17 protein-coding genes are annotated in these 12,571 nt (G+C 57.7%); 16 read left to right on the plus strand and 1 reads right to left on the minus strand.

All coding sequences use genetic code 11. The features are described 5' to 3' along the window. The first annotated feature begins 159 nt into the window (after positions 1 to 159). The 16 genes from HV243_RS22670 to phnP all read left to right on the plus strand — a co-directional run bounded on the left by HV243_RS22670 (position 160) and on the right by phnP (position 12,106). Positions 160 to 495: a zinc ribbon domain-containing protein YjdM gene (locus HV243_RS22670; protein ID WP_003031835.1), complete on the plus strand. Its 336-nt coding sequence runs from the start codon at positions 160 to 162 to the stop codon at positions 493 to 495. Positions 496 to 634: 139 nt separating this feature from the next. Next, a complete protein-coding gene (gene yjdN / locus HV243_RS22675) occupies positions 635 to 1,081 on the plus strand; it encodes a VOC family metalloprotein YjdN (protein ID WP_016155401.1) in 447 nt (148 codons plus the stop codon). Between the two features lie 132 nt (positions 1,082 to 1,213). Next, complete coding sequence (gene phnC, locus HV243_RS22680) at positions 1,214 to 2,002, plus strand: phosphonate ABC transporter ATP-binding protein (protein ID WP_047416020.1); 789 nt, start codon at positions 1,214 to 1,216, stop codon at positions 2,000 to 2,002. 80 nt (positions 2,003 to 2,082) lie between these two features. Next, a complete protein-coding gene (gene phnD, locus HV243_RS22685) occupies positions 2,083 to 3,099 on the plus strand; it encodes a phosphonate ABC transporter substrate-binding protein (protein WP_016155399.1) in 1,017 nt (338 codons plus the stop codon). A 105-nt stretch (positions 3,100 to 3,204) separates the two neighbouring features. Next, positions 3,205 to 3,984 (plus strand): phosphonate ABC transporter, permease protein PhnE, encoded by a 780-nt coding sequence (gene phnE / locus HV243_RS22690; RefSeq protein WP_053389718.1) that lies wholly within the window; start codon positions 3,205 to 3,207, stop codon positions 3,982 to 3,984. Positions 3,985 to 4,004: 20 nt separating this feature from the next. Beyond that, positions 4,005 to 4,730 carry a phosphonate metabolism transcriptional regulator PhnF gene (gene phnF, locus HV243_RS22695; RefSeq protein ID WP_016155477.1) on the plus strand — a complete coding sequence of 242 codons (726 nt, stop codon included), beginning with the start codon at positions 4,005 to 4,007 and terminating at the stop codon, positions 4,728 to 4,730. Further along, positions 4,731 to 5,183: a phosphonate C-P lyase system protein PhnG gene (gene phnG / locus HV243_RS22700; RefSeq protein ID WP_047499589.1), complete on the plus strand. Its 453-nt coding sequence runs from the start codon at positions 4,731 to 4,733 to the stop codon at positions 5,181 to 5,183. Further along, positions 5,180 to 5,764 carry a phosphonate C-P lyase system protein PhnH gene (gene phnH, locus HV243_RS22705; protein ID WP_046274564.1) on the plus strand — a complete coding sequence of 195 codons (585 nt, stop codon included), beginning with the start codon at positions 5,180 to 5,182 and terminating at the stop codon, positions 5,762 to 5,764. The genes phnG and phnH overlap by 4 nt, the downstream gene beginning before the upstream one ends. Then, on the plus strand, positions 5,764 to 6,831 hold the full coding sequence (locus HV243_RS22710; protein ID WP_053389717.1) for a carbon-phosphorus lyase complex subunit PhnI: 1,068 nt from the start codon (positions 5,764 to 5,766) through the stop codon (positions 6,829 to 6,831). Before phnH ends, HV243_RS22710 begins: the two co-directional genes overlap by 1 nt. A 46-nt stretch (positions 6,832 to 6,877) precedes the next feature. Then, positions 6,878 to 7,669, plus strand: coding sequence for an alpha-D-ribose 1-methylphosphonate 5-phosphate C-P-lyase PhnJ (phnJ, locus tag HV243_RS22715; protein WP_049259807.1), 792 nt, complete (start codon positions 6,878 to 6,880; stop codon positions 7,667 to 7,669). Beyond that, a complete protein-coding gene (phnK, locus tag HV243_RS22720; RefSeq protein ID WP_053389716.1) occupies positions 7,666 to 8,424 on the plus strand; it encodes a phosphonate C-P lyase system protein PhnK in 759 nt (252 codons plus the stop codon). The genes phnJ and phnK overlap by 4 nt, the downstream gene beginning before the upstream one ends. Before the next feature lie 116 nt (positions 8,425 to 8,540). Then, positions 8,541 to 9,227 (plus strand): phosphonate C-P lyase system protein PhnL, encoded by a 687-nt coding sequence (phnL, locus tag HV243_RS22725; RefSeq protein WP_053389715.1) that lies wholly within the window; start codon positions 8,541 to 8,543, stop codon positions 9,225 to 9,227. Beyond that, positions 9,224 to 10,360, plus strand: coding sequence for an alpha-D-ribose 1-methylphosphonate 5-triphosphate diphosphatase (phnM, locus tag HV243_RS22730; protein ID WP_016155473.1), 1,137 nt, complete (start codon positions 9,224 to 9,226; stop codon positions 10,358 to 10,360). The genes phnL and phnM overlap by 4 nt, the downstream gene beginning before the upstream one ends. A 2-nt stretch (positions 10,361 to 10,362) precedes the next feature. Beyond that, on the plus strand, positions 10,363 to 10,917 hold the full coding sequence (gene phnN / locus HV243_RS22735) for a ribose 1,5-bisphosphokinase (RefSeq protein ID WP_016155392.1): 555 nt from the start codon (positions 10,363 to 10,365) through the stop codon (positions 10,915 to 10,917). Beyond that, positions 10,904 to 11,338 (plus strand): aminoalkylphosphonate N-acetyltransferase, encoded by a 435-nt coding sequence (gene phnO / locus HV243_RS22740; protein WP_016155472.1) that lies wholly within the window; start codon positions 10,904 to 10,906, stop codon positions 11,336 to 11,338. Before phnN ends, phnO begins: the two co-directional genes overlap by 14 nt. Positions 11,339 to 11,347: 9 nt before the next feature. After that, positions 11,348 to 12,106 (plus strand): phosphonate metabolism protein PhnP, encoded by a 759-nt coding sequence (phnP, locus tag HV243_RS22745; protein WP_016155390.1) that lies wholly within the window; start codon positions 11,348 to 11,350, stop codon positions 12,104 to 12,106. 69 nt (positions 12,107 to 12,175) lie between these two features. Here phnP and yjdP read toward each other — a convergent pair whose 3' ends face one another. Next, entirely contained in the window at positions 12,176 to 12,505 is a 330-nt protein-coding gene (gene yjdP, locus HV243_RS22750) for a DDRRRQL repeat protein YjdP (RefSeq protein WP_016155470.1), read from the minus strand. Positions 12,506 to 12,571: the final 66 nt, after the last annotated feature.

A 12,571-nucleotide genomic window follows, 5' to 3' on the forward strand; every position in this document is an offset into this window, starting at 1 on the left:
TTCATTGAGGTAAAAGCAAAGGGTCTTTACAGCAGATCATTTTGCATAATCACGCAGTAGTCCCGACAAAAGCAGGGATTTTATGTATAATTGCGGCCTTTTTCGGCAATCTGCCATTTTTGGGCGCATTTGCCCCTGCTGACTTTTGAGGAAATCCACATGTCATTACCACACTGCCCACAATGCAACTCCGAATACACTTACGAAGATAACGGCATGTTCATCTGCCCGGAATGCGCTCACGAATGGAACGATGCTGAACCGGCTCAGGACAGCGACGAACTGATCGTTAAAGATGCCAACGGCAACCTGCTGGCTGACGGCGACAGCGTTACCGTAGTGAAAGACCTGAAGGTAAAAGGTAGCTCTTCCATGTTGAAGATCGGGACCAAAGTGAAGAACATCCGTCTGGTTGAAGGCGACCACAACATCGATTGCAAAATCGATGGCTTTGGCCCAATGAAGCTGAAATCTGAGTTTGTGAAAAAGAACTGATGCAAATTGCCTGATGGCGCTACGTCAATCAGGCCGACGCCAGCTCATCTGCCAGGCGGGAAGCTCATACTTCCCGCCTGGCTTATTTTTGCAGACGATAACTACACTTAACTGGTTTCTTTTACCTGAGGTAAAGATTATGCCGTTAAGTCCCTATATCTCCTTCGCAGGCAACTGCGCTGATGCTATCGCCTACTACCAAAAAACATTAGGCGCTGAGCTACTCTACAAAATCAACTTCGGTGAAATGCCCAAACCGGCGCAGAACAGCGAAGAGGGTTGCCCTTCAGGCATGAAATTCCCCGATACCGCCATTGCCCACGCCAACCTGCGCGTTGCGGGCAGCGACATCATGATGAGCGATAGCGCCCCCGACGGAAATGCCCACTACTCTGGCTTTACGCTGGTACTCGACACGCAAAACGTCGACGAAGGCAAACGCTGGTTTGATAACCTGGCAGCAAACGGAAAAATCGAAATGGACTGGCAGGAAACCTTCTGGGCTCATGGTTTCGGTAAAGTGAGCGATCGGTATGGCGTGCCGTGGATGATCAACGTCGTCAAACAGCAGCAACCTACAGAGTAATCCAACGGGAGGCCAGCCCTCCCGTACTGTCATCAAAAATCGCTCAACTCTTCATCACCAAGTAACCATCCCTTAACGAAAACGTCACATTGATCCGCCACGATGGGGCCACTTTTTAAGGGAGGCCGCATCATGCAAACGATTATTCGCGTCGAAAAACTCTCCAAGTCCTTCAATCAACATCAGGCACTCAATGCGGTTGATCTGAACATCTGTTCCGGTGAGATGGTGGCTCTGCTTGGGCCGTCTGGCTCCGGCAAATCCACCCTTTTACGTCATTTAAGCGGTTTGATCGTCGGTGATAAATCCCCTGGTAGCCACGTCGAACTGCTGGGTCGCACCGTTCAACATGAAGGCCGCCTGGCGCGCGATATCCGCAAAAGCCGCGCCTACACCGGCTACATCTTCCAGCAGTTCAATCTGGTTAACCGCCTGACGGTACTGGAAAACGTCCTGATTGGCGCACTCGGCAGCACGCCGTTTTGGCGCACCTGTTTTAGCTGGTTTAGCCAGGAACAGAAACAGCGTGCATTACAGGCGCTGACCCGCGTTGGCATGGCGCACTTTGCATACCAGCGCGTTTCCACGCTTTCGGGCGGGCAACAGCAGCGCGTGGCGATTGCCCGCGCGCTGATGCAGCAAGCCAAAGTGATCCTTGCCGACGAGCCGATAGCCTCGCTGGACCCGGAATCCGCACGCATCGTGATGGACACCCTACGCGACATTAACCAGACCGACGGCATCACCGTGGTCGTCACGCTGCATCAGGTGGATTACGCCCTGCGCTACTGCGAACGCATTGTCGCGCTTCGTCAGGGCAACGTCTTCTTTGATGGCAGCAGCCAGCATTTTGATAACGATCGTTTTGACCATCTCTACCGCAGCATGAACCGCGTCGAACAGAACGCGCAGGCTGCATAGTTCTAAAAAACCAGGCGTTATTGGCGCAGCCAGGCTGGCAAGTGAAATAGCCTGGAACAAAGACTAATTAAGGAAACAACATGAGCTATAAGACCGTTGCCGCGCTGGCCTTTACCAGCATGTTCAGCATCAGCACCTTGTTCAGCCCGGCGCAGGCCGAAGAGCAAGAAAAAGCGCTGAACTTTGGCATTATTTCGACCGAATCACAGCAAAACCTGAAGCCACAGTGGGAACCGTTCCTGAAGGACATGGAAAAATCGTTGGGCGTGAAAGTGAACGCCTTCTTCGCCCCGGACTACGCCGGGATCATTCAGGGAATGCGTTTTAACAAAGTTGATATCGCCTGGTACGGCAACCTCTCGGCAATGGAAGCGGTGGATCGCGCTAACGGACAAGTGTTTGCCCAAACCGTCGCTGCCGACGGCTCCCCGGGATACTGGAGCGTGTTGATCGTTAACAAAGACAGTCCGATCAACAACCTGAACGATCTGATCGCCAAACGTAAGGATCTGACATTCGGCAACGGCGATCCTAACTCAACGTCAGGCTTCCTCGTCCCCGGTTACTACGTCTTCGCCAAAAACAACATCTCCGCCAGCGACTTCAAACGCACCGTTAACGCCGGACACGAAACCAACGCGCTGGCCGTCGCCAACAAACAGGTCGATGTCGCCACCAACAACACCGAAAACCTCGACAAGCTGAAAACCTCCGCGCCGGAAAAACTGAAAGAGCTGAAGGTTATCTGGAAGTCACCGCTGATCCCGGGCGATCCGATCGTCTGGCGCAAAAACCTCTCCGAAACCACCAAGGACAAGGTGTACGACTTCTTTATGAATTACGGCAAAACGCCGGAACAGAAAACCGTACTGGAACGCCTGGGATGGGCACCGTTCCGTGCCTCCAGCGACCTGCAACTGGTACCGATTCGCCAACTGGCGCTGTTTAAAGAGATGCAGGGCGTGAAGGGCAACAAAGGGTTGAACGAGGAAGAGAAAACCAGCAAAACCTCGGCGCTGAAAGCGCAGCTCGACGACCTTGACCGTTTGACCGCCGCCCTGGGCGCCATGACCAGCGTGACTAAAGCGGTGCAGTAAACCTGATGCCCGGTGGCGTTTCGCTTACCGGGCAGACGATGTTCTGTAGGCCGGATAAGGCGCAAGAGCTGCCATCCGGCGATAAACCTACGCACGGAGCTAAACATGCAAACCATCACCGTCGCCCCGCCCAAACGTAGCTGGTTCTCACTGCTGAGCTGGGCCATTCTTCTCGCCGTGCTGGTGGTCTCGTGGAAAGGTGCCGAAATGGCTCCGCTCACGCTGATCCAGGATTCCGGCAATATGGCGACCTTCGCCGCCGACTTCTTTCCGCCAGACTTCAGTCAGTGGCAGGACTATCTCGGTGAAATGGCCGTCACCCTGCAAATTGCCGTCTGGGGTACCGCCCTCGCCGTTGTGCTGTCGATTCCCTTTGGCCTGATGTGCGCCGATAACCTTGTACCGTGGTGGATTTACCAGCAGATGCGTCGCCTGATGGACGCCTGCCGCGCCATCAATGAAATGGTCTTCGCCATGCTGTTCGTTGTCGCCGTGGGCTTAGGTCCGTTCGCCGGGGTAATGGCACTGTTTATCCACACCACCGGGGTGCTGTCCAAGCTGCTTTCGGAAGCGGTAGAAGCCATTGAGCCGGGTCCGGTAGAAGGCATTCGCGCCACTGGGGCCAACAAAATTGAAGAGATTCTGTACGGCGTTCTGCCACAGGTCATGCCGCTGCTTATCTCCTACTCGCTATATCGCTTTGAATCCAACGTCCGCTCGGCCACGGTGGTCGGAATGGTGGGTGCGGGCGGTATTGGCGTGACCTTATGGGAGGCGATTCGCGGCTTTCAGTTCCAGCAAACCTGCGCCCTGATGGTGTTAATCATCGTCACCGTCAGCCTGCTGGATTTCCTTTCCCAGCGTTTGCGTAAGCACTTTATCTGATTAGCGAGGCATTGATTGCTATGCACTTGTCTACACATCCGACCAGTTATCCAACGCGTTATCAGGAAATTGCCGCGAGACTTGAGCAGGAGCTTCGTCATCATTATCGCTGCGGTGACTATCTGCCCGCCGAGCATCAGCTTGCCGCGCGCTACGAGGTAAACCGCCACACCCTGCGCCGCGCTATTGACCAGTTGGTTGAGCGTGGTTGGGTCCAGCGTCGCCAGGGCGTTGGCGTACTGGTACTGATGCGCCCATTCGATTACCCGCTTAATGCCCAGGCGCGCTTTAGCCAGAACCTGCTGGACCAGGGCAGCCACCCCACCAGCGAAAAACTGCTGGCGGTGCTGCGCCCGGCCTCCAGTCACATTGCCGATGCGCTCAGCATTAACGAGGGCGATAACGTGATTCATCTGCGCACCCTGCGCCGGGTAAACGGTATCGCACTGTGCCAGATCGACCACTATTTTTCCGACCTCACGCTATGGCCGCTGCTGCAGGGCTTTAACAACGGCTCACTGCACGACTACCTGCGCGAACAGTCCGGTCTGACGCTCCTGCGCACACAAACGCGCATCAGCGCCCGCCGCGCACAGGCTAAAGAGAGCAAAGTGCTGGAAATCCCCAATATGGCGCCGCTGCTGTGCGTGCGCACCCTGAACCACCGTGAAGGCGAAGAACACGCGGCGGAATACTCCGTCAGCCTGACCCGCGCCGACATGATCGAATTCACTATGGAGCACTGAATGCATTTCGATACCGCTACCCGCCAGCGCTGGATGCGCGCGCTGGCTTACAGCAATGCCGATGCCCTGAACGCCCGCATCCACGCGCTCAAACTGACGCCAGACTATGAACTTATCCGCGCACCGGAATGCGGACTGATGCAGCTCCAGGCTCGCATGGGCGGCACCGGCAACCGCTTCTTTGCCGGTGATACCACGCTTACCCGCGCAGTGGTACGCCTGAAGAGCGGCACGCTGGGCTACAGCTACCTGCTGGGCCGCAACAAACAACACGCCGAGCAGTGCGCGGTCATTGACGCGCTGCTGCAGGAACAAACGCATTTCCAGAGCCTAATGGAAACCTTAATTGCCCCGCTGGAAGCGGAACGCGATGCGCTGATTAGCGCACGCCGTGCCGAAGTCAACGCCAGCCGGGTCGACTTCTTCACGCTGGTACGCGGAGATAACGCATGACCTTACAAACCGCTTTTAATTTACCCGTTCAGGATGCTCAGCAGAGCTTTCGTCGCTTGCTGAAGGCCATGAGTGAGCCGGGCGTGATCGTCGCCCTGCATCAACTGAAACACGGCTGGCAGCCACTGGGCCTGGCAACCACCAGCGTGCTACTGACCCTGGTCGATGGCGACACGCCGGTCTGGCTTGCGCCGTCGATGGATAACGATATCGCCCGGCAGAATCTGCGTTTTCACACCAACGCGCCGCTGGTGGATCAGCCGCAGTTGGCGACCTTTGCCGTCGCCGACGAACGCATCAGCAGCGAACAGCTTAACGCCCTCTCCGCCGGTTCCGCCGTCGCGCCAGAAACCAGCGCCACGCTGATTGTGCAGGTCTCTGGATTAAGCGGTGGACGCATGCTGCGTCTGACCGGCGCCGGTATCGCTGAAGAGCGCATGATCGCGCCACAGCTACCGGAATGCCTGATTCACGAACTCACCGAACGCCCGCATCCGTTCCCGCTGGGGGTCGACCTGATCCTCACCTGCGGCGAACGCCTGCTGGCTATTCCGCGAACTACCCATGTGGAGGTGTGCTGATGTACGTCGCCGTCAAAGGGGGCGAAAAGGCGATAGCCAACGCCCACGCCCTGCAGGAAAACCGACGCCGGGGCGATGAGACCATTGCTGAACTGAGCGTGGCGCAAATCGAACAACAGATGAACCTGGCCGTCGACCGGGTGATGACCGAAGGCGGCATCGCCGACCGCGAACTGGCCGCGCTGGCGCTGAAGCAGGCGAGCGGCGATAACGTCGAAGCCATCTTTTTGCTCCGCGCCTACCGCACTACGCTGGCAAAGGTGGCGGTCAGCGAACCGGTTAACAGTGCAGAAATGCGCCTTGAGCGCCGAATCTCTGCGGTCTACAAGGATATTCCCGGCGGGCAGTTGTTAGGTCCCACTTATGACTACACCCATCGCCTGCTGGATTTTACCCTGCTGGCCAATGGCGAAACGCCACCCCTGCGCAGCGCAGACGACGCGCAGGACGCCTCTCCGCACGTCTTTTCCCTGCTGGCCAACCAGGGACTGGCAAAGCGTGAAGAGGATGATGGTGCCACGCCCGACGACATTACCCGCACGCCACCGGTTTACCCCTGTTCACGCGCTTCACGTCTGCAACAGCTGATGCGCGGCGATGAGGGATATCTGCTGGCGCTGGCCTACTCCACCCAACGCGGCTACGGGCGCAATCACCCGTTTGCCGCCGAAATTCGCAGTGGCTATGTGGCACTGGAAACCGTACCGGAAGAGCTGGGATTTGCGGTGAACGTCGGTGAACTGCTGATGACCGAGTGTGAAATGGTCAACGGTTTTGTCGCGCCAGAAAACGAATCCCCCCATTTTACCCGCGGCTACGGGCTGGTGTTCGGCATGAGCGAACGTAAAGCGATGGCGATGGCGCTGGTGGACCGCGCCCTACAGGTAGCCGAATACGATGAATCGGTCACGGGACCGGCGCAGGACGAAGAATTCGTGCTGGCGCATGCGGATAACGTCGAGGCGGCGGGTTTTGTTTCGCACCTCAAACTTCCCCATTACGTCGATTTCCAGGCCGAGCTGGAACTGCTCAAACGCCTGCAACAGGAGGCCACCCGTGACCACTAACCTCTCCGGCTACAACTTTGCGTATCTTGATGAGCAGACCAAACGCATGATTCGCCGCGCGATTCTGAAAGCGGTGGCGATCCCCGGTTACCAGGTGCCGTTTGGCGGACGTGAAATGCCGATGCCCTACGGTTGGGGAACCGGCGGTATTCAGCTCACCGCCAGCGTGATTGGCGAGCCGGACGTGCTGAAGGTAATTGACCAGGGCGCGGATGACACCACTAACGCCGTGTCGATTCGCAACTTCTTTAAACGCGTGACCGGGGTGAACACCACCGAGCGCACGGAAGACGCGACGCTGATCCAGACCCGCCACCGCATCCCGGAAACGCCGCTGGTGGAAGACCAGATCATTATCTTCCAGGTCCCGATCCCCGAGCCGTTGCGCTTTATCGAGCCGCGCGAAACGGAAACCCGCACCATGCACGCGCTGGAAGAGTACGGCATCATGCAGGTGAAACTGTATGAAGATATCGCCCGCTTCGGCCATATCGCCACCACTTACGCCTATCCGGTGAAGGTCAACGACCGCTACGTCATGGACCCGTCGCCAATTCCAAAATTCGACAATCCGAAGATGGACATGATGCCGGCCCTGCAACTGTTTGGCGCAGGCCGCGAAAAACGCATCTATGCCGTTCCACCTTACACCCGCGTGGAAAGCCTCGATTTCGACGATCACCCGTTTACCGTGCAGAGCTGGGATGAGCCTTGCGCCATCTGTGGCTCAACCCACAGCTATCTCGATGAAGTGGTGCTCGATGACACCGGCAAACGCATGTTTGTCTGCTCCGACACCGACTACTGCCGCCAACAGAGTGAGGCCCTCAGCAAATGACGCAACCGCTGCTTTCAGTCAACAACCTGACCCATCTCTACGCGCCGGGCAAGGGCTTCAGCGATGTCTCTTTTGACCTGTGGCCTGGCGAAGTGCTGGGTATCGTCGGCGAGTCCGGTTCCGGCAAAACCACGCTGCTGAAATCGATCTCTTCACGGCTAACGCCGCAGAGCGGTGAGATTTTGTATCAGAACCGTTCGCTGTACAGCATGAACGAGGCCGACCGTCGCCGTCTGCTGCGCACCGAATGGGGCGTGGTGCATCAGCATCCGCTGGATGGCCTGCGCCGTCAGGTCTCCGCTGGCGGCAATATCGGCGAACGCCTGATGGCCACCGGGGCGCGCCACTACGGCGACATTCGTGCCACCGCGCAGCGTTGGCTGGAAGAAGTGGAGATCCCGGCCTCGCGTATCGACGACCTGCCAACCACCTTTTCCGGCGGCATGCAGCAGCGCCTGCAGATCGCCCGCAACCTCGTCACCCATCCCAAACTGGTGTTTATGGACGAGCCCACCGGCGGTCTGGACGTTTCCGTACAGGCCAAACTGCTGGACCTGCTGCGCGGCCTGGTGGTGGAACTGGATCTGGCAGTGGTTATTGTCACCCACGATCTGGGCGTAGCACGCCTGCTGGCCGACCGTTTGCTGGTGATGAAGCAGGGTCAGGTGGTGGAAAGTGGGTTAACCGACCGCGTACTCGACGATCCGCATCATCCGTATACCCAGTTGCTGGTGTCATCTGTTTTGCAAAACTGATTTTGTCTTGCCGGGTGGCGCTTCGCGACCCGGCCTACGGATCGGCATCGGTTGTAGGCCTGATAAGCGAAGCGCCATCAGGCAATCGAACGCAAAAATGCTTAAAGAGGCTAAAAATGAACGCGATTCACGTTGAAAACGTCAGTAAAACCTTTGTACTGCATCAGCAAAACGGCGTGCGTCTGCCGGTGCTGCAAGACGCCACGCTGGAAGTTAAAAACGGCGAATGCGTGGTGCTGCACGGTCACTCTGGCAGCGGCAAATCCACGTTGCTGCGTTCGCTGTACGCCAACTACCTGCCGGATGAAGGACACATCCACATCCGCCATAGCGATGAATGGGTCGATCTGGTGCAGGCTCCGGCACGTAAAGTGCTGGAAGTTCGCCGTTCAACCATCGGCTGGGTCAGCCAGTTCTTGCGCGTGATCCCAAGGATTTCTGCGCTGGATGTGGTGATGCAGCCGCTGCTGGATCTCGGCGTGTCACGCGAGGAGTGCGCAGCCAAAGCGGCTAACCTGCTTACCCGCCTGAACGTGCCGGAGCGGCTGTGGCATCTGGCGCCGTCGACGTTTTCCGGGGGCGAACAGCAGCGCGTCAATATCGCCCGAGGGTTTATCGTCGATTACCCGATTCTACTCCTCGATGAGCCCACCGCCTCGCTGGACGCCAAAAACAGCGCCGCCGTCGTCGCATTGATTGAAGAAGCGAAAGCCCGCGGCGCGGCAATTGTCGGCATTTTTCACGATCAAACCGTGCGCGACCGCGTCGCGGATCGCCTGCACCTGATGGGAACAACAGCATGATTATCAATAATGTAAAGCTGGTGCTGGAAGATGAAGTGGTGCAAGGATCGCTGGAAATTGAGGGCGGAACGATCCGCGCCTTTGCCGAAAGTCAGAGCCAACTGGCCCAAGCGATGGACGGAGAAGGCGGCTGGCTGCTGCCAGGGCTTATCGAGCTGCATACCGACAATCTCGACAAGTTTTTCACCCCGCGCCCGAAGGTAGACTGGCCCGCCCACTCGGCGATGAGCAGCCACGACGCGCTGATGGTCGCCAGCGGCATTACCACCGTGCTGGACGCGGTGGCGATTGGCGATGTGCGCGACGGTGGCGACCGTCTGGAAAATCTGGAGAAGATGATCAACGCGGTGGAAGAGACGCAAAAGCGCGGGGTCAATCGCGCCGAGCACCGCCTGCATTTGCGCTGCGAGCTGCCGCATCACACCACCCTACCGCTGTTTGAAAAACTGGTCGGTCGTGAGCCGGTGACGCTGGTATCGCTGATGGACCACTCCCCCGGCCAGCGTCAGTTCGCCAATCGCGAGAAGTACCGCGAGTACTATCAGGGCAAGTATTCACTTACCGACGAGCAAATGGCCCGCTACGAAGAAGAACAGTTAGCTCTGGCTGCACGTTGGTCGCAACCCAACCGCACGGCGATTGCTCAGATGTGTCGTGAGCGCCAGATAGCGCTGGCGAGCCATGACGATGCCACCTGCGATCATGTGCTGGAATCGCATCAACTTGGCAGCGTGATTGCCGAATTTCCTACTACCTTTGCCGCCGCAGAGGCCTCGCGCCAGCATGGCATGAACGTGCTGATGGGCGCGCCCAACATCGTGCGCGGCGGTTCTCACTCCGGCAACGTTGCGGCGCATAAGCTGGCTGAGCTGGGGCTGCTGGATATTCTCTCCTCCGACTACTACCCCGCCAGCCTGCTCGATGCGGCATTTCGCGTGGCGGACGATGACGCCAACCGCTTTACGCTGCCGCAGGCCATTCGTCTGGTGACCCGCAATCCGGCGCGGGCATTAAATCTCGACGATCGTGGCGTTGTAGCCGAAGGTAAACGCGCGGATCTGGTGCTGGCGCATCGCAAAGGCGATCACATCCATATCGACCACGTCTGGCGTCAGGGCAAAAGGGTATTCTGACTATGGGGAAACTGATCTGGCTGATGGGGCCGTCCGGCTCCGGTAAGGACAGTCTACTGGCAGAACTTCGCCAGCAGGAACCTGCGCAACTGCTGGTGGCGCACCGTTACATCACCCGCGCCGCCAACGCAGGGAATGAAAACCATATTGCCCTCAGCGAACCAGAGTTTTTTACCCGCGCCGGGCAGAACCTGCTGGCGCTGAGCTGGCACGCCAACGGCTTCTATTACGGCGTCGGCGTAGAGATTGACCTCTGGCTGCACGCCGGTTTTGATGTGGTGGTCAACGGCTCGCGCGCGCATCTGCCCCAGGCGCAGGCCCGTTACGGCGCTTCTTTACTTCCCATTTGCTTACAGGTTTCCCCGGCCATTTTACGCCAGCGCCTGCAGGCACGTGGGCGGGAGAGCGAAACGGAAATCGCTGCCCGCCTTGAACGCGCGGCACGCTACACGCCATATGACTGCCACGTCCTGAACAATGATGGAAGTTTGCTACAGTCTGTCGATACACTGCTCACCCTGATGGGACGCAAGGAGAAGAAACATGTCTGTCTGTGAATTACGCCGCGCCACGCTATACGATACCGATGCGGTTTACGCGCTTATCTGTGAGTTGAAACAGGGCCAATTCGACCTGCAGGCCTTTAGCGCCGGCTACGCCGCAAATCTGCAAGATCCCAATATGCACTACCAGCTGGCGCTGCTCGACGGACAGGTCGTCGGCTTGATCGGTCTGCACCTGCAGTTTCATCTGCACCACGCCAACTGGATTGGCGAGATCCAGGAACTGGTGGTGATGCCACAGGCACGAGGACTAAAAGTGGGTAGTCAGTTACTGACCTGGGCCGAAGCTACCGCGCGCGAAGCGGGCGCAGAAATAACCGAGCTTTCTACCAGTACCCAACGCCTTGACGCGCACCGCTTTTACCAGCGCGAAGGCTATACCATGAGCCATTTTCGCTTCACCAAACCGTTGTAGGGGGGAGCCATGAGTCTGACCATTACGCTGACGGGAACCGGCGGCGCGCAACTGGTGCCGGCATTTGGCTGTGACTGTGCGGCTTGCCAACGAGCACGCTTACAGGCGCAATACCGTCGACGCCCTTGTAGCGGGGTGGTCAAATTTAACAATGCGGTGACGCTGCTGGACGCGGGGATCCCGCATCTGATGGACGACTGGCCAGCAGGCAGCTTCCAGCAGTTTCTGCTCACCCACTACCATATGGATCACGTGCAGGGGCTGTTTCCGCTGCGCTGGGGCGTGGGGGCGACTATCCCGGTGTACGGTCCGCCGGATGAACAGGGATGCGACGATCTGTTTAAGCACCCTGGCATCCTCGATTTTAGCCATACCGTCGCGCCATTCGTGGTGTTTAACCTGCAAGGGTTGCAGGTGACACCACTCCCGCTCAACCATTCAAAGCTGACGTTTGGCTATCTGCTGGAGACCGCGCACAGCCGCGTGGCGTGGCTCTCCGATACCGCCGGACTTCCCGACAAGACGCTGAAGTTTCTCCACAATAACCAGCCTCAGGTGATTATCATCGACTGCAGCCACGCCCCGCGCGCGGAGCCGCCGCGCAATCACAGCGATGTAAATACCGTTATCGCCTTGAACGAGGTTATCCGCTGCCCACGGGTGATCCTGACGCATATCAGTCATCAGTTTGATTTGTGGATGATGGAGAATCCGCTACCGACAGGGCTTGAAGCCGGGTATGACGGAATGGAGATTGTGCTGAGGTAGGTTTACATCGCACTTAAAGGCTTGTTAACAGGTCTCTGCCCCCTATAACCTTGCCAGCGAAAGATTGCGCTAACGATCGTAATCTTCTTCCATTCTGCGCTCTTCGTCTTCTAACTGACGCCGTTCCTGATCGAGCTGGCGCTGGCGGTCATCCAGTTGGCGGCGTCGGTCTTCAAACTGGCGGCGGCGATTATCATACTGCCTGCGACGATCGTCACTCATCTGTCGCTGCCAGCTTTCATCACGAGAGTCGTCATAATCCCGCCCGCTGTCCGGTTTGTAGGCGTCGTTAATTGCCTGCTGAATATTGCCGATGGCGTCATCGATAATATCGGCCTGCGCCGATACGGTGGTCATCATCAGCAGAGTGAAAAGTAAGAATGTCGCGGAGCGTTGCATAAAACCAGCCTCATCAAGAAACTCGCCCCACGGTAATCAAAGCGTATTTGCGCGGGTAGCGGAGGA

Origin of the sequence: Citrobacter sp. RHBSTW-00599 (assembly GCF_013784065.1) — a bacterium.
Taxonomy (GTDB): domain Bacteria; phylum Pseudomonadota; class Gammaproteobacteria; order Enterobacterales; family Enterobacteriaceae; genus Citrobacter; species Citrobacter braakii.

Bases quoted from the DNA above. Each gene is read 5' to 3' on its own strand.
- HV243_RS22670 (WP_003031835.1), top strand. From the start codon at position 160: ATGTCATTACCACACTGCCCACAATGCAACTCCGAATACACTTACGAA.
- yjdN (WP_016155401.1), top strand. From the start codon at position 635: ATGCCGTTAAGTCCCTATATCTCCTTCGCAGGCAACTGCGCTGATGCT.
- phnC (WP_047416020.1), top strand. From the start codon at position 1,214: ATGCAAACGATTATTCGCGTCGAAAAACTCTCCAAGTCCTTCAATCAA.
- phnD (WP_016155399.1), top strand. From the start codon at position 2,083: ATGAGCTATAAGACCGTTGCCGCGCTGGCCTTTACCAGCATGTTCAGC.
- phnE (WP_053389718.1), top strand. From the start codon at position 3,205: ATGCAAACCATCACCGTCGCCCCGCCCAAACGTAGCTGGTTCTCACTG.
- phnF (WP_016155477.1), top strand. From the start codon at position 4,005: ATGCACTTGTCTACACATCCGACCAGTTATCCAACGCGTTATCAGGAA.
- phnG (WP_047499589.1), top strand. From the start codon at position 4,731: ATGCATTTCGATACCGCTACCCGCCAGCGCTGGATGCGCGCGCTGGCT.
- phnH (WP_046274564.1), top strand. From the start codon at position 5,180: ATGACCTTACAAACCGCTTTTAATTTACCCGTTCAGGATGCTCAGCAG.
- HV243_RS22710 (WP_053389717.1), top strand. From the start codon at position 5,764: ATGTACGTCGCCGTCAAAGGGGGCGAAAAGGCGATAGCCAACGCCCAC.
- phnJ (WP_049259807.1), top strand. From the start codon at position 6,878: ATGATTCGCCGCGCGATTCTGAAAGCGGTGGCGATCCCCGGTTACCAG.
- phnK (WP_053389716.1), top strand. From the start codon at position 7,666: ATGACGCAACCGCTGCTTTCAGTCAACAACCTGACCCATCTCTACGCG.
- phnL (WP_053389715.1), top strand. From the start codon at position 8,541: ATGAACGCGATTCACGTTGAAAACGTCAGTAAAACCTTTGTACTGCAT.
- phnM (WP_016155473.1), top strand. From the start codon at position 9,224: ATGATTATCAATAATGTAAAGCTGGTGCTGGAAGATGAAGTGGTGCAA.
- phnN (WP_016155392.1), top strand. From the start codon at position 10,363: ATGGGGAAACTGATCTGGCTGATGGGGCCGTCCGGCTCCGGTAAGGAC.
- phnO (WP_016155472.1), top strand. From the start codon at position 10,904: ATGTCTGTCTGTGAATTACGCCGCGCCACGCTATACGATACCGATGCG.
- phnP (WP_016155390.1), top strand. From the start codon at position 11,348: ATGAGTCTGACCATTACGCTGACGGGAACCGGCGGCGCGCAACTGGTG.
- yjdP (WP_016155470.1), bottom strand. From the start codon at position 12,505: ATGCAACGCTCCGCGACATTCTTACTTTTCACTCTGCTGATGATGACC.